Genomic DNA, 20,327 nt, shown 5'->3' on the forward strand with positions numbered 1-20,327 from the left:
GCCACGTTCGTCGACGCCGGCACGATCACCGGTCCGGAACCACACGCGATCGACGTACGCCTCATTCGTCGCCGCCCGCGAGTCGAAGTATCCGAGCGTGACGCCGGGCCCGGACATGATCAGGTCACCGACCTCCCCGGGACCGACCGCCTGCCCACGACCATCGACGATCTTGACCTTCGAGCCGTCGAACGGCGATCCATCGGTGGCGATGATCTCGTCGCTCGCCAACGGTGTGCATGAGGTCAGGATGCTGCACTCGGTCATCCCCCAGGCAGGCGACACATAGGCGTCGAGCGCCGCGGATGCCGTCGCGGGAAGCGCCCGCGGAACCGGGGCGCCCGCGATGACCAGAAGCCTCAACGTGTTCGCCGTGCCGGTGGCGAGGTCCGTTCGCATCATGTCCTGCAAGAACGTCGGCGCGCCGAAGAAGGTCGTCACGCCTTCCTCTCGAATGATCTCGACACCCCAGGCGGGTTCCCACCGATCGACATGAACCGCGGTGCCGGCGAGGGACACGGTGAACAGGATGCCCCAGGCGTACCCGGTGTGATGGCCCAGCGGAGACGCCACGAGCTGGATCATCGGCTCACCGAAGGCCTGGCCGCCGCCGACGTGCAGAGCCTGCGCCCGCACCGCGTAGAGGATCGTCTCGTGATTGTGCATCGCGCCCTTCGGCTCACCGGTCGTTCCCGACGTGAAGCCCAGGTAGCAGAGTTCGAGCGGGTCGGGCTCTGCCAAGGAGTGCGCGGACACGCCGCCATGGTCGGACCAGAGTGATTCGTCCGCGCGAAGCCCCGATCCGTCGTCGTCGAGCACCACCAGGTGCTGCAACGAGTCGCTGGAGTCCATGACGCGCCGGGCGATCTCGAGGTTCTCGGTGTTGCGCCAGCGACGGGTGACGGCCATGACCTTGGGCCTGCTGCGTCGGACGATCGCGGCAAGCTGCATCTCCCCGTAGGCGACGGGTACGCCGACGTAGAGCGCGCCGATCTCGTGGATCCCGAAGACGATCTCCGGGTACTCGACGCAGTTCGGCAACATCACCACGACCACATCGCCAGGACCGACCCCCAGCGCCGCGAGCACGTTGGCCGCGTGATGGGCGTTCGCGTCGAACTCGGCGTACGTGCGGACGACGCGCGGCTGATCCGGGCGCTGGCCGATCAGCGCCACGCGGTCCGGATGGCGTGCGGCCGTGGCGGACAGCATCGACCGAATGCTCTGTCCTGCCCACCATCCATGTTCACGCCACAGATCCACGGTGGCGTCGTCGATCGGGGTGTACTGCCCGCGAAGCGCCTGCATGAGGCGTGATCGCTGAGGTGTCCTAGACATGGCGAACGGTGCTCCCTCCACGGGCCGGGGTGTTGGCGGGCTCCCTGAGGCGCGACGTCATGCCGTGGACGTCAGCGACGGCCTGGAGGGAGATCGCGTCACGAAGGTGCTGTTCGACGAGGTACTCGGTGAGGTACCCGTATCCCCCCAGGGCCTGGAGGGCGGCTGCGCCGACCCGGACGGCAGCCTCGCAGGCGCTCCTCGTCACGGCGGTGGCCGCGCCCAGGTCGCCCTCGAGGAGCGAGACGACAGCATGTGTTGCGGCCTGCGCATCCAGCCGCTGCGACGTCAGGGACGCCCGCATCGTCGCCAGGTCACTGAGTGGCCCCCCGAACTGCTCGCGGCTGTCGCAGTAGGCGGAAGCCGCCGCGGCCGCGGCCGTCGCGATACCCGAGGCGAGCGCTGCGGCTCCGGCGAGCAGGCGTGCGCGAAACCGATCGGCGTCGATGTCGGTGATCTCGACCGCAGACCCGGAAGCGGTGACCTGCAAGGCACGTGTCTCGGCTCCGGCGAAACCGGTGCACCGGACCGGGCGGGACAAGATTGAGTCGTCGCGCACCAGAATCGCGCGATCAGGTCCGTGCAGCACCAGGAGGCTGGGCCGGGCACCTGCGGCATCGACGCGGTCCACGACGCCGCTGCAATCGGTGCCGTCGATCTCCAGATGAACGTGCGCTGCCGCCGAGTCGACCACCGCAACCGCATCGGAGCCCGCGTTCACGCCCGCGACCAGGTCGCCGAACCTGCCGTCGTGGCCAAGGATCTCGGCCGCGATCTGTGCCTGGACCGACGCCCAGCCGAGCGAGGGCCAGTGCCGACCCAGGCACACCAGGACAACGGCTGTGGTCAGGGCATCGGCGCCGCCGCCGCCCACCGATTCACTCGCACCGACCGTCCAGAGCCCGAGCTCCGCGAGTGTGTCGATCTTCGGTCGTACGTCGTCCTCGGCGCTGCCCAGGGCGTGACTTTTGCTCGTGACGACGGCTTCGATCATTTCGGCGATGGCCTGCTGATCGGTGTCGAGCGCAGGGCCGAGCCACATCACGACCAGAAGCTTTCCGTGTCGGGCGTGCGACGCTCGTTGAACGCCGCATTCACCTCGTGAGCCTCCCTGGTCTGCAGGTACAGGGTCAGCTGCTGGTCATGGGCCATCCGCGCCTGTCCGGCAACCCCGTTGTGCCGGGCTGAGAAGGCACCCTTCATCCCGGCGATCGCCAACGGGCTTCGTTCGGCGATCTCCTGCGCGACCTCGATCGCGCGACCGAGTGCTTCACCCGCCGGGACCACTTCGTTCACGAGTCCTCGTGCGAGCGCGTCGGCGGCGCTGTACTTGCGGTTCAAGAACCACATCTCCTTGGCACGCTTGCGTCCTATGGTGTCTTCCAGGTACCAGCTGCCGTAGCCGGCGTCGAAGCTGCCGACCATCGGACCGACCTGCCGGAACACGGCCGTCTCAGCGGCGATGGTCAGGTCACACACGGTGTGCAGGACGTTGCCGCCTCCGACCGCGTAGCCGTTGACCGCGGCAATGACCGGCTTGGGAATCGTGTCGATGGCTTGATAGACGTCGACAATCGGAAGGACCTGAGATTGGTCGAGCGATGTCGCGTGGTCATGCTCACCGCCGATGCAGAAGAACTTGTCACCTGCACCGGTGATGACCGCCGCCCGAATCGAAGGGTCCAGGCGAAACCGCTGCAGGGCGTCGAACAGCTCCAGGCAAGTCTTGTGGCGGAACTTGTTGCCGGTCTCGGGTCGATTGATCGTGATGACCACGACCGCATCGTTCGATTCGACGAGGATGTCGTCGTACTGCATCTCAGCTGCCTTCCGTTGAAAGTTCGCCTGCTGTCCGGAAGCCACTGCCCGTCTTGTCGCCGAGTCGACCCGAGGTCACCATCTGGCGCAGGAGAGGGGGCGGGGCGTACCGGGCGTCTCCGGTCGCCTGGTAGATCGCCTCGGTCGCCTGGAGATGTGTGTCGAGTCCGATCAGGTCAAGCATCTCGAGTGGCCCGGTGCGGTAGCCAAGGCCCAGCTTGAGCGCGACGTCGATGTCCTCAGCGGTGGCAAGCCCGTCGTCGAGTTCCTGGATGACGTCGTTCAGATACGGAAACAGCAGTGCGTTGATCAGGAATCCCGGCCGGTCCTTCACCTGGACCGCCACCTTGTCGAGGGATTCGACGAGGTCGACCAACCGCTCGACCAGCGCCGGATCCGTGTCGATGGAGGAGACGATCTCCACCGTTCTCACCACGGGCGCCGGGTTGAAGAAGTGCAGGCCGGCGACGCGCGCCGGATTCGGTATCAGGGAAGCGATCCGAGCCACCGAGAGCACCGAGGTGTTCGTGAGAATCGGCGTCTGTGGTCCCACGACCTGCGCGACCTCGCTGAGGACCGCCCTCTTGATCGCGATGTCCTCCGGCAGGGCTTCGAGTACGGCATCGACCCCGTGCAAGGCCGCTACGTCGATGACGCCCTGGATGCGCCCGAGCACGGCCTCCTTACCCGCCTCGGTCTGCCTGCCACGAGCGATCGCCCCGCTCAGGAGCGCGTTGATGCTCTCCAGTCCGCGAGCGAGGGTCTCAGGACTGGTTTCCACCGCGACGACCGTCATACCGGACTCTGCGAATACCTGAGCGATGCCGGCTCCCATGGTGCCGAGACCGATCACGCCGATGCTCTGGATGTCCCTCATACTCGTCTCTCTCACGATCCGAAGAGGCGGTTGTCGTCGTACTCGTAGAAGCCACGGCCGGTCTTGCGGCCCAGGTCGCCTGCGGCGACCATGCGTTCGACCATCGGCGGGGGGAAGAACCGAGGGTCACGCAGCTGCTCGTAGAGTCGGGTCGCGACCTGCTGGTGAATGTCCATCCCGACGATGTCGAGCAGTCGGAAGGGCCCCATGGGGTGCCCCAGAGCCCCCAGCACCGCAGCGTCGATGGAGTCGCGAGTGCCGAGGCCGGCCTCAAGCGCGCGGATGCAGGAGTTTTCCCAGGGGATCAGGAACCGATTCACGATGAATCCCGGCCGGTCTTTGGTCACGACGCTCGTCTTGCCGAGTGAAGCCAGGAACCGGATCGTCGCATCGTGTGCCCACGTCGCGGTGTGCCTGCCGTCGGCGACCTCGACGAGCTTCATCAGGGGCGCGGGGTTGCAGTAGTGCGTTCCGACGACCCGTTCCGGACGACGCGACCCGGATGCGATGCCCGTGACCGACAGGGTGGATGTGTTCGTGTGGAAGAGCGTGCTCTCACTCACGATGTCGTCGAGCTGGGCGAAGATGTCCTTCTTGAGGCGAAGGTCCTCGTAGACGGCCTCGACGACCACGTCGCAGTGGGCGAGATCGGCCAGGCTGGTCGATCCGTGAAGTGCCGACTTCGCGACCCGGCCTTGTTCGTCGGTGAGCTTGCCCTTCTGGACGGAGACATCGAAGAAACCGTGGACGGTGTCGATGCCACGTCTGAGGTTGTCCTCACTGACGTCGAACAGGATCACGTGATGACCGGCCCTCGCCATCACGGTGGCGATCCCCGCCCCCATCGTTCCTGCGCCGAGCACGGCGACGGTTCGGTTCTCCATGCCGTTCCTCATCTCCGCTGGTCTCATCTGACGCTCTGTCCTCCATCGATCACGATGACCTCACCGGTCATGAAGTTCGAGGCGTCGCCGGCCAGGAGCAGCAGCCACGGCTCCAGCTCGCTCGGCACGCCCATCCGGCGGGCCGGGATGGCACGCTCGACCTTGGCCAGCGCATCGGGGTCCGCGCGGAGGTCGGCGTTGAGAGGTGTCGCGAAGTAGCCGGGTGCGATCGCGTTGACCTGGATGTTGTGTCGGGCCCACTCGATCGCCAGGGAGCGGGTGAAGGCGATGAGGCCGGCCTTCGACGACGAGTACGCCGCGTGGTTGGCGACTCCTTGGAGCGCGAAGTTCGACGCGATGTTGATGACCTTGCCCGACCGCTGGGCCTGCATGTGCCGGCCGACGGCCCGGGTCGCCAGGAACGGGCCGCGAAGATTGGTCGCGATGACGCGGTCCCACTCCTCCGCGGACTGGTCGACCAGGGGGGTCGACGCCACGATGCCTGAGTTGTTCACCAGGATGTCGACCCGCCCGAACTCGGCGAGGGTCGTGGCGACCAAGCGCTCGACCGCGGTCTCGTCGGTGATGTCCGTGGGACACGCCAGCGCGGTTCCGCCGAGCGATGAGATCTCTGCGACGAGGACATCGAGCTCCGACGCCGTTCGCGCGGCGACCGTGCACGCGGCTCCCGCCGCCGCGAGCGCGTGAGCCATCGCCCGTCCCAGCCCGCGCCCCGCGCCGGTGACGATGGCGACCTTGCCCTCAAGCGGCCGATCCGAGCTCACGTCAGCTCCTTCAACGCCCGGTTTGTCTCTCGGCCGATCAGCAGGCGCTGGATCTCGTTCGTACCGTCGTAGATCTGCGTGACCTTGGCGTCGCGCAGACATCGCTCGACCCCAAGGCCCACGAGGTCACCGTGCGGACCCAGGATTCGAACTGCTTCGACCGCCGCCTGGAATCCGAGATCGGTGCACTGCTGCTTCATCAGCCCGATGTGCGCCGGGGTCACGTTCGGATCGTCGTCGACCTGGCGGGCGACTGCATGAAGCAAGAGCCGGCCCTGAAGGATCCGTCCTCGCAGGTCCGCGAGGGCAAACGTCTCCTCGTCCGGGATCCGGGATCCGTACAGGTCCCGCAGGGCCGTCAGAGCGCGCCCGTAGGCGGCTCTCGCGAGCCCGACCCCTTGCGCCGCCGCACTGATGCGTGACTTGACGACAGCTCGCATGACGATGTCCCAGCCGCGGCCCTCCTCGCCGAGCAGGTTCTCGCGGGGGACGTCGACCCGGTCAAAGAAGAGCTCCGCCGTCGACGATGCGTGCATGCCCATCTTGTCGAACGGCCTGCCCTTGCTCACTCCCCGCCACGATCCTTCGACGATGAACGCCGTGACGGCATCGCGCCCACGCGAGCGGTCGATCGTGGCGAAGCAGACGATGACTCCGGCGCGATCACCTGTCGTGATGAAGGTCTTCTGGCCGGTCAGTTCCCACCCGGACGGCGTCGCCGTTGCCAGCGTCCTCAAGCTTGAGACGTCGCTGCCGGCTTCCGGCTCCGTGATCGCGAGCGAACCGTAAACGTCGCCGCTCAGCAGCCCCGGGATGTAGCGACGCCGCTGTTCGGCTGAACCGGCCAGCAGGATCGGGTACGCGGTGTGCATCTGAGTCATGAACACCAGGCTCGTTGCGGCGCAGCCGGCCGCCACTTCCTCGACGGTCAGTGCATAGGCGACGTTCGAGTCGCCACTGCCACCGAGATCGACGGGGAACAGCAGACCACCGAGCCCGGCCTTCGACAGTGCTTGCACACCTTCGTGCGGGAAGGCATGGGTTATGTCCAGGTCCGCGGACTTCGGCGCGATCTCGCTGGCGACGATCTCGCGCGTGGCTCGACGTACGCGCCTCTCACGATCGGTGAGCGCGCCATCCGCCGCCGGCTCGTCCAGGGCTGACTGGAATCGCAGGTACTGCTCAGGGTCGAGTCGCGTCGAGGCGTTCACAGCGCACCGTCCGTTCCGCCGAAATTGGGGGTGCGGCGCCCCAGATAGGCGTCGATGCCTTCGTCTGACTCTGTTCCGGCGATCGCCAGCGCGGCGAGGCCGGCCTCGAGCTCGAGCCCCGAGTCCAGGGTCGCGTCGCGGCCGAACTCGATCGCACGCAGGATCGAACGGGTGGCGGCCGGGCCCTTGGCGGCGATCTGGCCGGCGATCTCGATCGCCGAGGCAAGCAACAGCTCCGGGGCGACCGGCGGAACCGGAGTCATGCCCAGTTCGTACGCTCGGAGGGCTCCGATGCGCGAGCCCGTCAGCATGAGATAGGCGGCGACTCGTTCGCCGATCGCCCTGGGCAGACGTTGAGTGCCGCCGTATCCGGGGATCAGCCCGAGCCCGGACTCGGGCAACGCGAGCGTCGCCCGTTCCGACAGCACGGGAAACGTCGCCGCCAGGGCAAGCTCCATGCCACCCCCCAACGCCAGGCCGTTCACCGCGGTGATGACGGGAATGGTCGCACGCTCGATGGTGCGCATCGCGGCTTGCCCACGGGCGATGACGGCGTACGCCTCATCGGGCGTCATGCCTGCCAGTTCTCGCAGGTCGGCGCCAGCACTGAACGCCCTGTCCCCGGAGCCGGTCACGACGACGGCACGTACGCCGCCGTCACGCTCGGCATCGTGGACCACGTCCTGGATCTGTTCAAGGACCTCCGAGTTCAGTGCGTTGTGCGATTCGGGCCGGTTGATCGTTGCGACAAGCACCGGCCCGGATGCATCGACCAGAAGAGGGGATGACGATGTCACTGCCGTGCACCTTCCTCGCAGACTCCGACCGCCCCCGAATCCGACAAACTCGCGATTTCGTCGTGGGAGTAGCCGAGAGCCAGCATGACCGAGCTCGTGTCGGCTCCCAGGTCGGGAAACCGTTCGTTGCGAACCTCGGTGATCGAGTGCAGCCTGAACGGACTGCGGACGCTCACGAGCGCGTCGTCGGTCCCGGGCACCGGGAGTATCGCGTCGCGCGCGACGACCTGCGGATCGGTGACGACCTCCGACAGCGTCTGCACCAGTGACGCCGGAACGCCCGCGCGGGCAAACCGGTCAAGCCACTCCGAGGCCGTTCGGGTCACGAGTCGATTCGCAATGTGCGTGATGAGCCGGGACCGGTGCAACCGCCGTCCTGCGTTGTCCGCGAGCGCCGGGTCGGCGGCGAGGTCTGGAAGACCGACAACCCCACAGAAACGCAGCCACATGTCATTGTTCCCGATCGCAACGACGATCGTCCGATCCGCCGTCTCGAACGACTGATAGACCGAGAGCACCGAATCGGTGCCGCCACTGGGACTCGGCTCGGGTTCGCCTGCCTGGAACGCTGCGATCCGGGGCGCCATCAGAGCGAGAGCGGAGTCGAGGAGCGACACTTCGATCACTTCGCCCACCCCTGATACCGCCTGCCGTACCAGCGCGGCATTGATCGCGATCGCAGCACACATTCCGGTCGTGATGTCCGACAAGGCCGTCGACACTCTTTGCGGCCTGCCGCCCTTCTCTCCCGTGACCGACATCAGCCCGGAGCGCGCCTGGGCCACGAGGTCGTAGCCGGGCAGGTCCCTGGCGGGTCCGGAGAGACCGAACCCGCTCATCGCGCAGTAGATGAGACGGGGGTTGCGCGCCCGAACGGTCTCGTGGTCGATACGAAGCCGGGAGAGCTTCGACGGATTCGTGTTCAGGAGGAAGACGTCGGCTCGGTCGAGGAGCCGCATCAGCACCTCGTGCCCTTCCTCCGAGCGCAGGTCGAGCGCCAGAGAGTGCTTGTTGCGATTCGCGGATGCGAACCACGCGGATGTCTCACGGAAGAACGGCGGCCCCCATGTTCGTGCGTCATCGCCGGTTCGAGGCCGTTCGATTTTGATCACCGTCGCCCCCAGGTCCGCGAGGTACATGGAAGCCGTGGGGCCGGCGTAGGAAGTCGTCATGTCTGCGACCACGGTCCCCGTCAGGGGGCCTGAGGGTTGGGGACGTCTTTCCATCTCCAGCATGAGAGAATAATGTCGGACATTCATCTTGCTGTCAACCAGAGCCTGGGCTGGGTGGGCTTTGCGGTGTTTGCGGGCGCCTCTACCAGGATGATTCCTCTAATGTCGGCTTTTATGCATGAGGCGGCGCTGTGATCGGTCACGGCTCGACGGCGCGGGCTGCCACGCGATCGTGAGTCCTCCTTCGCCCCGGCGACCGGCACCTTGGCATCCGGCGACCTGGCCGAGAAGTTCCGATCGAACGCGGCTCGGGCGGTCACGACCGATCGAGCGGCGCGCCTGGAATACGATCTCCTGACCCGGGATCTTGGCTTGTCTGCGTGTTCGCTCGCGGGCCCGCCCGGCCTGGCCGGCGACTGACTCGAGCAAGGTCCCATCAAGGTTCGGTGAACATGCAATGTCGGACCTTAGTACTCTGATCTGTCTAGGGGATTTCCGGGGACGCCGCCGCCGTGCTGCGAGACGATTCGAAGGACGAGCATGACAAGATCAGATGACAACACGGACGCCCGTAAGGTAATCGGCCGCGCTGTCATGCGGCCACGCCAACAGGTCGAGGAGACCATTCGAGCCGCGATCCTCTCCGGAGAGCTCGGTGTCGGCGAGGTGCTTCCCCCGGAAGCGGAGCTGGCTCGACAGTTCAACGTCAGCAGAACGACTCTTCGCGAGGCTCTTCGAGTACTGACCTCCCAGCGCCTGATCACCAAGGTTCCGGGCGCGCGGGGAGGCAACTTCGTTCAGTCGGTTGACTACCAATCACTCGGCGACGTCATGACGGACGCGGTCAACAATCTGCTCGCACTCGGCAGCATCCGATTCGAAGAGGTGGCGGATGTTCGTCGCTACCTCGAGATCCCCTCTGTACGCCTCGCTGCCGAGCATCGATCCGAGGACGAACTCATCGAACTGACGGAGATCGTCGAACGCCAGAAGTCCGCGTCGGTCGACGACCCGGAGATCCCACGACTTGATCGGCAGTTCCACACCACGATCGCGCGCGCGTCTGGAAACCGAGCACTCGCCGGCTTGGTCGCGGCTCTCCATCAGACGACGGAACCCGTCCACTACCTGGACCTCTCCAAGGAGGTCGGCCGGGAGACCGTCAAACAGCACGTGGCGATTCTGAAGGCGATCGAAAGTCGGGACCCCCAGGCCGCCGAGGCGGCGATCGTGACCCATCTGACGTATCTCCAGGAGCACATCGGCTCCCGCGAGTGACAACCATCAAGATCGGAGAAGCCCGCAAGAGGCAGGGCCATCCCGCCGGCGGACGCGGACCCCGGCAGCAGGCTCTCGCGGGCCATTGGGAGGGGGCGAAGCGGCGGGGTGCTGGTCGAGGACCGGTCAGGAACGGGCCCGACGTTTGCGGCCACGATCGGAGGGCAGCCGTTGGCGGGCATCCAAGGCGTCCTACGGAGGGTTTCTCATGCTGCGGCGCAGGGACGGGGTCGGTACGGTCGCGGTGGTCGCCCACCGCAGGAAGTCGCTCGGCGGCGGGCTGGACGAGCTGCGCAGGCTCCTCGCGGACGAGGGGGTCGGCAAGCTGCTCTGGTACGAGGTCCCCAAGAGCAAGAAAGCCCCGAAACAGGCCCGTAAGGCGCTCAAGGAGGGCGCCGAGCTGGTCCTGGTGTGGGGCGGGGACGGCATGGTGCAGCGGTGCGTCGACGCGCTCGCGGGCTCGGGCGTGACCATGGGGATCATCCCCGCCGGGACGGCCAACCTCTTCGCCCGCAACCTCGGCATTCCCGAGGACCTTCCCGAGGCCGTGCGGATCGCCTTTCACGGGGAGAGCAGGAGGCTCGATCTGGGCAAGGTCAACGGCGAGCACTTCGCCGTCATGGCCGGAGTCGGCTTCGACGCGGAGATGATCAAGGATGCCGACCGGGGGCTGAAGGACAGGCTGGGCAGGGCCGCCTATGTCTGGACCGGCCTGCGGCACGTCCGCGGGGAGCTCGTCCCGATGAAGGTCAAGATCGACGGGGTGACGTGGTTCGAGGGGGAGGCGAGCTGCCTGCTGCTCGGTAACGTCGGGACCATCACCGGCGGCATCGAGGCCTTCGACGACGCGTGTCCCGACGACGGCTGGCTGGAGATCGGTGTGACCACGGCGAAGGGGCCCATCCAGTGGGCCCGCGTGCTCGGCCGGATGAGCGCGGGGCGGTCGGAGGAGTCTCCCTTCGTCCGGATGACCCGGGCACGCAAGGTCGGCGTCAAGCTCGGTGCCCCCATGACCTACGAGCTGGACGGGGGTGCCAAGGACACCGTCACCGAGCTCAGGGCGAAGGTCGTGCCCGGGGGGATCGTCGTCCGCGTTCCCGCCCGGGAGGCGCCCGGCGAGCGGCTTTCCGCCTAGCTCGCCGGGCGCCGCCGACCGCCTCGCGGCTACCCGGTCGTGACGGCGAGCTGGAGCTCGGTAACCCACCCGCCGGGGTCGGCCGGGCATTCGAGGGTGATCTCCCTGGCCAGCCCGAGACTGCGGTAACCGTGCTCCTCGATCCAGTGCGCCAGCGCCTGGTAGGTCGATTCGACCCCGTCCATCGCCCCCCGATGGATGATCGTGGCGGCCGTCTCGATCGCGGGCAGGTCCACGATCTCGAAGTCGTACGCCTCCGACGCCTGCGCCGTCACCTCGACGCCTGCGTGGACGATCACCGTGCCGTCCGCCCCCGGTTCGTAGTGGGCGATGCCGTACCCCGAAGGGGTCACCCCGGCCCTTTCGAGCCTGGGGAACAGCTCGCCGTACAGGGGCTGGATGACGGGGCCGATCTGCTCGCTCTCGTAGCTCGCCGCGATGGCGCTCAGCTCGGCCAGCCTGACCGGCGCGACGCGTTTGACGATGACCTCTTCGACGCTCATGTGCTCTCCCCTTTCGATCGCCCTGAGCCTCGCCTCGATCCGGAGCAGCCGCGCGTTGTCCGCGGTGATCCGCTCTTCCAGCTCGGCGCGGCGCAGCCGTACCATCCCGTGCAGCTCGGCCACGGTCACCTTCTCGTCGAGGATCGACCGCACCTGCTGCAGGGTGAGGCCGAGGTCCTTCAGCGCGATGACGCGGTTGAGCCGTGAGAGCTGGGCCGCCTGGTAGAAGCGGTAGCCGGTGGCCGGGTCGACGTGCGCGGGCGGCAGCAGCCCGAGCGTGTCGTAGTGGCGCAGCATGCGTACCGAAACGCGGCCGAGCTGGGCGAAGTCTCCAATGCTGAACATGATGCTTCCAGGTGTACGGGCTCACACGGTGTCAGGGTCAAACGGGCGCCTCGCCGGATCCGGCGGGTGACGGCCTCGTTCCCAGGATGGCCGGGCGGCCTGTCTCCCGCGAGTCAGCTGAAGGCGGCGAAGGCCCCCGCGCCGATGAGGGCGACCGCCCAGGCGAAGTCGAGGTTGAACCACGCCTTGCGCAGCACCGCGACGCCCAGCCGCTCGTAGACGAGCACGGCCAGGATCGTGATGGTCGAGAACATGGCCAGGGTGTGGATCGCCGTCGCGAGCAGGCTCTGTGAGGCCAGCGTGGCGGCGCCGTGGCCGCCGCGCAGGGTGATCGGGAGCACCATCAGGCCCGCGCCGTGCGCGGTGGCCATCAGGAACGACCATCCGGCCAGCTGCCATCGGGTCACCTTCATGCCCACCCAGCGGGGGTGGCGCCGCCGTACGATCCGCCAGACCCCGAACCCGCACACCAGGGCCGCAACCCCCAAGGAGATGACCTTGGGCGGGGCGGCCAGGCGGGCCGCGGACACCAGCGCGAGCGTGACCAGCACCGAGCCCGCGTGGCCGAGCACGATGGGCGGCAGGGCCCGCAGCACCGCCGCGCGGGAGCGCTCCTGCAGGCCGAGGGCGACGGCGAACAGCCAGCCCATCGCCGGGTTCAGGCCGTGGAAGGCGCCGAGACCGGCCAGGATCAGCGCGGACGTCAGATCCATCCGGCACGTCCCGTCCTGGGCGGGGGGTGGTCGTCTGTCACCGGGAGCCTACCGGGCTGCTCCGGTCTCCCGGCCGGATGGGGATGACGTCCATCAAGGACGGTGAACTCCTTTCCTCTGGTTCTGGTTCTGGTTCCGCGGGTTCGCGACGCCCCGCGGGGACGTCCGGGGACGTCCGGGGACGTCAGGGGAAGCAGAAGGAGTCGGAGGAGGAGTCTCCGCCCTGCAGCCTGATCTGGTGGGCACGGCGGCCGTCTGCGGCGAAGTCGATGAAGAAGGCCGGATCGAGCGAGATCGAGCCGTCGTCGGCGATGTCCACCTTGGCCAGCCAGCTGGAGACGCCGTCAGGGTAGAAGACGTCATCCCAGGAGCGGTAGAGCGAGTTGGTGAAGTAGACCCGCCGTCCGTCCCTGCTGGCCTCGACCATCTGCGGGCCGCCGTTCAGCGCCCGATCGGGGGCGGCGGGATGGGAGCCACGCCCGGCGATGCCGCCGATCCGCACCGAACCGGTCTCGCGGGGGGAGAACGGGTCGGAGACGTCGTAGGCCTTCAGCTCGCCCGTGCCCCAGCAGGAGACCAGCAGGATGCGGTCATCGAGGGTCAGCGAGATGTCGGTGACCAGCGGCGGGACCGCCCCAAACTGCTTGAGCGGCTCGGGCAGCAGGTCGGGGTCCGCGGGCTCGGCGGGGATGGTGATGGTCTTGACCGCCTTCCAGACACCGTCCTCCTGATACCAGGTGAAGATGCCGGCCGACAGGTCCTCAACGTTGATGACCGTGTTGACGAACCCGTAGGTCTTGCTCGGGTCGTGGGCGGGGCGCAGCTCCAGGGCCATCTGGTGCTGGTCGCCCAGGTCGATCTCCTGCAGGTGCCTGCGCTTCGTCAGGTCCCAGACGTGCAGCTTGTGGCCGTACTGCCTGCCGACCAGCAGGTCCAGCGAGGGCCCCGCCTCGATCTGGTTGGGGGTGCCCCACTCGCTGGTGATCATTGTGTCGTGGCCGAGGTGCCACCAGAAGTCGTAGTGCAGCTCCTGCGGGCCCCGGTCGGCCTCCCAACGCCCCTTGGGCTCGAAGGTGTCGTGGTCGAGGGTGAAAACCCCGCCGGGCGCGTCGCCGTCCACGTTGCCGAGCGCGCTGACGTAGATTGCGTCGGTGCCGCAGTGGACGGTGTGCGGGCGGCTGTAGCCGGTCTTCTCGAAGACGGCCTCCGGCTCGATCGTCTTGACGAGCCTGGGCCGCCGCGGGTCGTCCTTGACGTCGAACACGTAGATCCTGCTGGAGCGCAGTCCGGGAAGGACCAGGTAGCGCCGCTCGACATGCGGGTGAGGCGCGTACGGGCACAGGGCGGCGCTGCAGACGTTCCACCCGAAGTGGTGCAGCTCGTCACCCGCGAAGGGCATGTCCGCGATGTCGACGATCGACCCATCGGACAGATCGATCGTGGCGAGCCCGTCTGGCCGCCCCTGCCCTGCGGCATCGAGCAGGGCGACATAGGCGAGCTCTTCCCGCGGAGCCCGCATGGCGTCGCGGGCTGACGGATAGAAGGTGGGATCGGGCTGGATGAGTGCCACGGTGGACTCCTAGGCCGAGATCAATATCCCACTAATGTTGTGGGAAAACTCTCCGCTGTCTAGGGGTGATTTTACGTAGCCGGTCCGACACCGGTGGAGAGCAGGGTCGCCGGAAGGCGCGGGGCGACCTGGAAAGGCCACCCCGCCCCCGTTTTCCGGCCTCCGCTTCCGTCCCGCTCCGTGCCCGCGAGCCGCCCGGAGTCCGTTCCGTCCAGCACCCGCGAGCACGCGCGAGGTCAGAGGGAGCGCAGGTAGGAGGTCCACTCCTGATAGAAGCGGGAGTTCTCCTTGGAGACGAAGGCATCCTTCTGCAGGCCGAGGTCGTAGAGGGTGCCGAAGAGGGCGTCGACGCCCTGGTCGTTGTCGAACTGGCCCTTGCCCGCGATCGCGAGATAGACCTTCATCGCCGTCTCGTGGCTCCTGGCCTGGGCGATGAACTGGAAGACCGACCAGCCGAGCGAGTAGTTGAAGCCCCGGTACTTCTCCTCGTAGAACTTCTTGTTGTCGGGCAGGTCGTCGAGGAACAGCCCCCTGGCCAGGCCGTCGCGGATGACTCGCTGGTTCAGCGCTCGCGACTGGGCCGACTCCCTCGTCTCGATGTACCGGGCGAACCCCTCGACCGCCCAGCGCGGCACGGACAGGCCGTAGGCGTTGTCCACCTTCTGCACCCCGTTGGAGATGGCGTGAGTGATCTCGTGCTTCATGACCTCGTACGGGTCCCCCCGGGTGAGCGGGGAGCTGAGGTTGACCACGATCCGCGACCCGGCGTACTTCTCCGAGTACTCCACCCCGAGCAGCGGGATCTCCACCCCCTCCGACCAGGCGGGCGTGTCCACGCCGAACCACCGTCGGTAGCTGGCCGCCCTGGTCGTGAGGAAGAGGGCGAAGGCGTCCGGCGCCGGAGTGTCCCCCCAGTCCTTCCGTACGGCACGGCTCGCCCTGGCGGCCACCCCGACGTAGCGTTCGAAGTCCCCGACGGAGCCGTCTGTGACGAGCACCACGTCCCCGGCGCGCCTGACCTTGAGCGGGGTCAGGTCCCACGGGTTGTCGTGGACGAGGTCGTCGTCCTCGGTGCGAGGCCCGAAGTCGACCAGGGTGAAGGCCCCGTCCATCTGGGCGAACAGGTAGATGTACTCGGTCGCGCTGACCGCGCTGTCCACGTCGCGGAGCTGGGTCAGCAGCCGCACGATGAACCCGTTCGTCTTGTCCGGCAGCGTCTTGGTGTACTTCAGGGGCTCGGCGATCAGCGGCCCGTTGCGGTAGACGAACTCGAGCTTCTGGAAGTCGAACCCGCGCAGGTTGGCGAAGAACATCCGCTCGTGCTTGATCAGCGCGGTGTTGCCCGTGTCCAGGCCCTGGAGCCAGGCCTTCTCGTCCCCCGAGGCCAGCGCGGCGTTGCGCCGGGCGATCAGCGCCTTGACCTGCTTCTCCATCTCGCCCACGGTCATGTCCCCCTGGACACCCCGCTGAGCCCCCGCCTGCGGCTGCGAGGAGCATCCCGCGAGCAGGAAGACCGATCCGGTCATCGTGACGAGCGCCCGCCGTCGACTCATAATGGACAAAGCCCATCAACCCCCTTATATAGATCGTCAAGAGAGTAGTGCGAGGCCCGGCGGACGCCGAGGGCGGCACTCACCGGTCGCCACCGGGCCTGTCACCGGGGCGGCCGGAGGCGTGGAGTTCTTCCCCGCCGGATGGAGAGAAGCCGCAACCCGCTCCGCATTTATGAGTGGAGGACGCCCCCGGCGGGCGTCGTGGACCCGAGGAGCGCGGCAGTGAAGTACATGATGGTGATCTACATGAACTCCACCACCTGGGACACCCTGTCCGAACAAGAGCGCGACGAGGTTCTCGAAGGCCACGACATCTTCGTCAAGACGATCACGGAGTCGGGGGAGATGGTCAGCAGCGAGGCGCTGGCCGACCCGGCGACCAGCGTCACCGTCCGGGTGCGCGACGGAATCCCGGCGTCGACGGACGGGCCGTACACGGAGTCGAAGGAGTTCTTCCGCGGCTACTACATGGTCGACTGCGACAGCGTGGGACGGGCGATCGAGCTGGCCGCCATGATTCCCGACGCCCGCCACACCGGCATCGAGGTCCGGCCGCTCATGGACCAGGCGTGACGGTGGAGTGACGGCGGCGCGTGGGGTCAGGACGGGATGGGGACGTGGACCGGGTCCAGTCCTTCCGGTGCCTTACCCGGGTACGCCCCGGACAGCATCGTGGCCACGGTATAGAGATGCCAGGCCTGGGCGGGTTTCTTGAGCACGGGCTCGGCAAACAGCCTGCGGACCTCCCCGGGGTCGGCGATCGGGGCCAGCAGGTCGAGGTGGTCGAGGACATGGTCGCGGAGCACGGCGGTCAGTGTCTCGCCCGGACTGGTGCGCCAACTCCATCCGCCGCCGGTCTTCGGCGCCGTCAGGAACCCCGGCCTACGCTGCCAGGGGTAGTAACGCCTGCCCGCGGTGAACCGCCACGGCTTGCCCTCGATCGGGATACCGCGGAGTGACGGGGCGAAGGCGGTGGTGAGTTCGTAGATGACCTCCTCGGACAGCCGCCAGGCCTGGTCGAGGCCCAGCGCGGCACGCACCACCCGGTTGTCGAGGAAGGGCCAGATCGGGTCACCCCTGCGCAGGGATCCCGCCCTGGAGCCGGCCTGCCAGCGGCCGATCCGGTAGGAGACGTACATTTGGTCGAGCGCCTCGAGCCCGTCGCGTGCCTGCCAGGGGCGAGCCAGCTCGCGCGCGTGCTCGTTCGCCTCGTCGGTGAACAGCGCCGGGTCGCGCAGGAACGTGGCGTCGACTCTGCGCCGCAGCGCCTTGGCACTCAGGTCGTTCTGGAGGAGCAGGAAGCTGCCCGCCCGCAAGACCTCCCCGCTCTGTCCCGACATGGTCGGCCTGGCGTTGTACGGCAGGTAGCCGACAATCGACTCGTACGCCGACGTCATTCCCTCACAGGTCCGCAACGTCTCGTAGGTCCGCGCGAGCGGATGCTCGACCAGAAGCTCGTCCTTCCTCTCCGCGCGGGCCGGGGGGATGACCGTGTGCTCGATGCCGAGCGCCCTGGCGATCCGCCCAGCGATGATCACGTCGGGATGGTCGCCCAGGCCGTTCGTGGTCGCGCGGAGCGGGATCCCGGCCGCGTGCAGCACCGCCGCGGCCAGCCTGCTGTCCCGGCCGCCGGTCAGCGCGAGATTGACCGGCTCGCCCGTCTCACGCAGTGGTTCGACCGTGGCCAGCAAAGCGTCCGCCAGGCCCCTGACGAGGATCTTGCGCTGCTTGCGCGTCGCGGGCGCGGGGGCTGCGGTCGGCAGCGGGGTCTCGGTGACCGTACGGCGGCCGCCCCTGACGGTGACCGTCGAGGACGGTGGCAGCGCGCTCACCCCCCGGTACGGCGTCTCGTCGGACAGGAAGTAGCCCTGGCGGATCATCGTCTGCAGCGCGAGGACGTCCCACTCGATCCGCTCGCCGAAGGCGGCGAGGCTGACCAGCAGCGCCCGGCTGCCGATCACGTACATGTCCGAGGTCTCCGCGTGGTAGACCGGGCAGACACGGTGGATCGCGGTGGCCGCGGACAGCTCCGTCCTGGTCGCGCGGAACACCGAGAAGCATCCGCCGACCGTCTCCGCGCTCAGTTCGGGGGCGCTCGCCAGCCGGTCGACCTCGCCGGGCACGGCCAAGTTGCCGTTCACCCCGGTCACCCTGTCGTGGCCGGTGGCCAGCAGTGGCGGCAGCCGGGAGTCGTCCGGCTCGTTGGTCCAGGCGAACATGGCGATGCCCGGCCTGTGCCACTCGCGGGGTCTGATGACCTCGGGGGGAACGGGGAAGGCGGTGTCGATCGCGGCCCGTACGGTGTTCAGTATCGCCTCAGGGATTCCGGCTCCTGGACGCTTTGCGGCCAGTCCGAGATACACGCGCATGATCCCGGATCATATGACGCGCTTTTTCATGACGAAGGCGGATTAACTACGAAAACGTAATCGGTATGAATGGGCACGGGCACATGTCCTGACCGGCCCCGAATCCCGGCCTAGGGGGCGGGGGAGGGTCCCGATCTGCGGAAAACCCGGTCACGCGCCGGGCACGGTTTGCACTCGCTTGGATCAAGCTCCCGGCGGGCGCGGAGGCGGGGTCGTCGTAGGAGGTGACAGACATCCTGTGAAGGCGACATTTCCGGAGGCGACATGAAACCGCGCGCGCTCGCCGTCGTTCTCGCCGTCCTTGTCCTGATGTTCGCGGCCGCTTGCGGCGCGTCGAACTCCTCAGGGGAGAGGGCGACGAACACCGAACCGAGAAACGGCACAGACCAGGCGGCGCCGTCCACAGCCCGGGAGCACGACACCGGCGTGACCGAGCGACAGGACACCACGGTCGACCAGATCTCCACCTTCGCCCTCGACGTGGACACCGCGTCCTACGGCTACGCCAAGCAAGTCCTGAAGGAGGGCAGGCTGCCGGAGCGGGACCGGGTCAGGCCGGAGGAGTTCGTCAACTCCTTCCGCCAGGACTACCGGGAACCGGAGGGCGACGGTTTCTCCGTGCAGATGGACGGCGCGCGGATGCCGGGCAACGGCACCGCGCTGCTCAGGGTCGGTCTGCGCACCCGCGCGGCGCAGGCGCAGGCCCGGCGCCCGGCGAACCTGACCTTCGTGGTCGACGTCTCCGGCTCGATGGGCGAGCCGGGCAGGCTCGACCTGGTCCGCGATGCGCTGCACGAGCTCATCGGCCAGCTCGGATCGGGAGACCAGATCTCCATCGTCGCCTTCAGCGACCAGGCGGAGGTCGTCCTGTCCATGACCCCGGCGACCGAGAAGGACGAGCTGAACGCGGCTGTCGAGCGGCTCGCCGTACAGGCCTCGACGAACCTGGAGGCGGGGCTGACCAGCGGGTACGCCGAGGCGGCCAAGGCCTTCAGACCGGTGGCGACCAACCGGGTCATCCTGCTCTCCGACGGCCTGGCCAACAACGGCGACACCAGCTGGCAGGGCATCCTGGAGCGGGTCGAGGAGAACGCGGGCAAGCAGATCACCCTGTTGTGCGTCGGTGTCGGCCGTGACTACGGCGACCAGCTGATGGAGCAGCTCGCGGACAACGGTGACGGCGCCGCCGTCTACGTCAGCTCGGTCGACGAGGCGCGCAAGGTGTTCGTCGAGCAACTCGCCACCACCCTCGACCTGCGGGCCCGCGACGCCAAGGCGCAGGTGGTTTTCAACCCCTCGACCGTTGAGTCCTATCACCTGATCGGCTACGAGAACCGGCGGATCGCGGCGGAGGACTTCCGCGACGACAGCAAGGACGGCGGCGAGGTCGGGCCTGGCCACTCGGTGACGGCCCTCTACGAGGTACGGCTGCGCGACGGCGCCTCGGGCCAGCTGGCCACGACGACCGTGCGCTGGCAGGACCCGGACACCCGTGACCCGGGGGAGGTCACCCGTTCCCTGGAGTCGGCCGATCTGGCGGCCTCGCCGTGGCGCGAGCCGTCGCCGAGGTTCCAGGTGGACGTGGCCGCGGCGTCCTTCGCCGAGTATCTCCGCACCGGCGAGACGCTGGCCGGGACCGGGGTGGGAGAACTCGCCGAGCACGCCGCCTGGTTGGCGGCCTCGACGGAGGACCCCGCGGTGACCGAGCTCGCGGACCTGATCACCCGCGCCCTGTCGCTCCGCTGACCGGAGGGCGGCCCCGCCTCCCTCCGGTTCCGGTGGTGCCGCTCCGTGCTCCGCCCCGATGATTACGGAGTAGGGCGCGATGTCCTATACACTGGCGTGGTGCCGCTGGGCGAGAGCCGGGCGGCATCACGCAGCACCTGAGGGGCTATGGCGCAGCTGGTAGCGCGCCTCCATGGCATGGAGGAGGTCTGGGGTTCGAATCCCCATAGCTCCACTCCAGGGTCGTTCTCAAA

The 20,327-nt window shown here is 67.8% G+C and carries 18 protein-coding genes and 1 tRNA gene; 5 read left to right on the forward strand and 14 right to left on the reverse strand.

What is annotated here, in order from left to right; genetic code table 11:
• The 9 genes from AB0395_RS44175 to AB0395_RS44215 all read right to left on the reverse strand — a co-directional run.
• The coding region (locus AB0395_RS44175) for an AMP-binding protein (RefSeq protein ID WP_366293083.1) at window positions 1-1,359 on the reverse strand (1,359 nt) is incomplete at its 3' end.
• Window positions 1,331-2,380 (reverse strand): acyl-CoA dehydrogenase family protein, encoded by a 1,050-nt coding sequence (locus AB0395_RS44180; protein WP_366293122.1) that lies wholly within the window; start codon window positions 2,378-2,380, stop codon window positions 1,331-1,333. The genes AB0395_RS44180 and AB0395_RS44175, both read right to left, overlap by 29 nt.
• The gene (locus AB0395_RS44185) at window positions 2,380-3,156 is read right to left on the reverse strand and encodes an enoyl-CoA hydratase-related protein (RefSeq protein ID WP_366293086.1); all 777 of its coding nucleotides are present in this window, start codon (window positions 3,154-3,156) and stop codon (window positions 2,380-2,382) included. The genes AB0395_RS44180 and AB0395_RS44185 overlap by 1 nt, the downstream gene beginning before the upstream one ends.
• Window position 3,157: 1 nt before the next feature.
• Complete coding sequence (locus AB0395_RS44190) at window positions 3,158-4,009, reverse strand: 3-hydroxyacyl-CoA dehydrogenase family protein (protein WP_366293088.1); 852 nt, start codon at window positions 4,007-4,009, stop codon at window positions 3,158-3,160.
• 35 nt (window positions 4,010-4,044) lie between these two features.
• On the reverse strand, window positions 4,045-4,917 hold the full coding sequence (locus AB0395_RS44195; RefSeq protein ID WP_366293090.1) for a 3-hydroxyacyl-CoA dehydrogenase family protein: 873 nt from the start codon (window positions 4,915-4,917) through the stop codon (window positions 4,045-4,047).
• 23 nt (window positions 4,918-4,940) lie between these two features.
• A complete protein-coding gene (locus AB0395_RS44200) occupies window positions 4,941-5,702 on the reverse strand; it encodes a glucose 1-dehydrogenase (protein ID WP_366293093.1) in 762 nt (253 codons plus the stop codon).
• Complete coding sequence (locus AB0395_RS44205; protein WP_366293096.1) at window positions 5,699-6,913, reverse strand: acyl-CoA dehydrogenase family protein; 1,215 nt, start codon at window positions 6,911-6,913, stop codon at window positions 5,699-5,701. The genes AB0395_RS44200 and AB0395_RS44205 overlap by 4 nt, the downstream gene beginning before the upstream one ends.
• Window positions 6,910-7,710 carry an enoyl-CoA hydratase/isomerase family protein gene (locus tag AB0395_RS44210; RefSeq protein ID WP_366293099.1) on the reverse strand — a complete coding sequence of 267 codons (801 nt, stop codon included), beginning with the start codon at window positions 7,708-7,710 and terminating at the stop codon, window positions 6,910-6,912. Before AB0395_RS44210 ends, AB0395_RS44205 begins: the two co-directional genes overlap by 4 nt.
• Complete coding sequence (locus AB0395_RS44215) at window positions 7,707-8,945, reverse strand: CoA transferase (RefSeq protein WP_366293102.1); 1,239 nt, start codon at window positions 8,943-8,945, stop codon at window positions 7,707-7,709. Before AB0395_RS44215 ends, AB0395_RS44210 begins: the two co-directional genes overlap by 4 nt.
• Window positions 8,946-9,422: 477 nt before the next feature.
• On the opposite strand from AB0395_RS44215, the gene AB0395_RS44220 reads away from it, so the two are divergent.
• Together AB0395_RS44220 and AB0395_RS44225 are read left to right on the forward strand one after the other, a co-directional pair.
• The gene (locus AB0395_RS44220) at window positions 9,423-10,160 is read left to right on the forward strand and encodes a FadR/GntR family transcriptional regulator (RefSeq protein ID WP_366293105.1); all 738 of its coding nucleotides are present in this window, start codon (window positions 9,423-9,425) and stop codon (window positions 10,158-10,160) included.
• 208 nt (window positions 10,161-10,368) lie between these two features.
• A complete protein-coding gene (locus AB0395_RS44225) occupies window positions 10,369-11,295 on the forward strand; it encodes a YegS/Rv2252/BmrU family lipid kinase (RefSeq protein ID WP_366293107.1) in 927 nt (308 codons plus the stop codon).
• A gap of 29 nt (window positions 11,296-11,324) precedes the next feature.
• Here the strand turns inward: AB0395_RS44225 and AB0395_RS44230 are convergent, their stop codons facing one another.
• The 4 genes from AB0395_RS44230 to AB0395_RS44245 form a co-directional block, all read right to left on the reverse strand.
• The gene (locus AB0395_RS44230; RefSeq protein ID WP_366293109.1) at window positions 11,325-12,143 is read right to left on the reverse strand and encodes a MerR family transcriptional regulator; all 819 of its coding nucleotides are present in this window, start codon (window positions 12,141-12,143) and stop codon (window positions 11,325-11,327) included.
• A 113-nt stretch (window positions 12,144-12,256) separates the two neighbouring features.
• Window positions 12,257-12,856 carry a hypothetical protein gene (locus tag AB0395_RS44235; protein ID WP_366293111.1) on the reverse strand — a complete coding sequence of 200 codons (600 nt, stop codon included), beginning with the start codon at window positions 12,854-12,856 and terminating at the stop codon, window positions 12,257-12,259.
• Between the two features lie 184 nt (window positions 12,857-13,040).
• Window positions 13,041-14,426: a selenium-binding protein SBP56-related protein gene (locus AB0395_RS44240; RefSeq protein ID WP_366293113.1), complete on the reverse strand. Its 1,386-nt coding sequence runs from the start codon at window positions 14,424-14,426 to the stop codon at window positions 13,041-13,043.
• A 236-nt stretch (window positions 14,427-14,662) separates the two neighbouring features.
• A complete protein-coding gene (locus AB0395_RS44245; protein WP_366293115.1) occupies window positions 14,663-15,979 on the reverse strand; it encodes a hypothetical protein in 1,317 nt (438 codons plus the stop codon).
• Between the two features lie 231 nt (window positions 15,980-16,210).
• Here AB0395_RS44245 and AB0395_RS44250 point away from each other — a divergent pair, with 231 nt between their 5' ends.
• Window positions 16,211-16,552 carry a YciI family protein gene (locus AB0395_RS44250; RefSeq protein WP_366293124.1) on the forward strand — a complete coding sequence of 114 codons (342 nt, stop codon included), beginning with the start codon at window positions 16,211-16,213 and terminating at the stop codon, window positions 16,550-16,552.
• A 26-nt stretch (window positions 16,553-16,578) separates the two neighbouring features.
• Here the strand turns inward: AB0395_RS44250 and AB0395_RS44255 are convergent, their stop codons facing one another.
• On the reverse strand, window positions 16,579-18,348 hold the full coding sequence (locus tag AB0395_RS44255; protein WP_366293118.1) for an asparagine synthase-related protein: 1,770 nt from the start codon (window positions 18,346-18,348) through the stop codon (window positions 16,579-16,581).
• A gap of 264 nt (window positions 18,349-18,612) precedes the next feature.
• Between AB0395_RS44255 and AB0395_RS44260 the strand changes: the two genes are divergently transcribed.
• A complete protein-coding gene (locus AB0395_RS44260) occupies window positions 18,613-20,094 on the forward strand; it encodes a von Willebrand factor type A domain-containing protein (protein WP_366293120.1) in 1,482 nt (493 codons plus the stop codon).
• Window positions 20,095-20,235: 141 nt separating this feature from the next.
• Window positions 20,236-20,308 (forward strand) — tRNA-Ala (locus AB0395_RS44265).
• The last annotated feature ends 19 nt before the right edge of the window (window positions 20,309-20,327 follow it).

It is taken from the genome of Streptosporangium sp. NPDC051023 (assembly GCF_040689595.1).
In the GTDB taxonomy this organism is placed as follows: Bacteria; Actinomycetota; Actinomycetes; order Streptosporangiales; family Streptosporangiaceae; genus Streptosporangium.

Bases quoted from the DNA above. Each gene is read 5' to 3' on its own strand.
- AB0395_RS44180 (WP_366293122.1), bottom strand. From the start codon at position 2,380: ATGTGGCTCGGCCCTGCGCTCGACACCGATCAGCAGGCCATCGCCGAA.
- AB0395_RS44185 (WP_366293086.1), bottom strand. From the start codon at position 3,156: ATGCAGTACGACGACATCCTCGTCGAATCGAACGATGCGGTCGTGGTC.
- AB0395_RS44195 (WP_366293090.1), bottom strand. From the start codon at position 4,917: ATGGAGAACCGAACCGTCGCCGTGCTCGGCGCAGGAACGATGGGGGCG.
- AB0395_RS44215 (WP_366293102.1), bottom strand. From the start codon at position 8,945: ATGCTGGAGATGGAAAGACGTCCCCAACCCTCAGGCCCCCTGACGGGG.
- AB0395_RS44220 (WP_366293105.1), top strand. From the start codon at position 9,423: ATGACAAGATCAGATGACAACACGGACGCCCGTAAGGTAATCGGCCGC.
- AB0395_RS44225 (WP_366293107.1), top strand. From the start codon at position 10,369: ATGCTGCGGCGCAGGGACGGGGTCGGTACGGTCGCGGTGGTCGCCCAC.
- AB0395_RS44230 (WP_366293109.1), bottom strand. From the start codon at position 12,143: ATGTTCAGCATTGGAGACTTCGCCCAGCTCGGCCGCGTTTCGGTACGC.
- AB0395_RS44235 (WP_366293111.1), bottom strand. From the start codon at position 12,856: ATGGATCTGACGTCCGCGCTGATCCTGGCCGGTCTCGGCGCCTTCCAC.
- AB0395_RS44245 (WP_366293115.1), bottom strand. From the start codon at position 15,979: ATGAGTCGACGGCGGGCGCTCGTCACGATGACCGGATCGGTCTTCCTG.
- AB0395_RS44250 (WP_366293124.1), top strand. From the start codon at position 16,211: ATGATGGTGATCTACATGAACTCCACCACCTGGGACACCCTGTCCGAA.
- AB0395_RS44255 (WP_366293118.1), bottom strand. From the start codon at position 18,348: ATGCGCGTGTATCTCGGACTGGCCGCAAAGCGTCCAGGAGCCGGAATC.
- AB0395_RS44260 (WP_366293120.1), top strand. From the start codon at position 18,613: ATGAAACCGCGCGCGCTCGCCGTCGTTCTCGCCGTCCTTGTCCTGATG.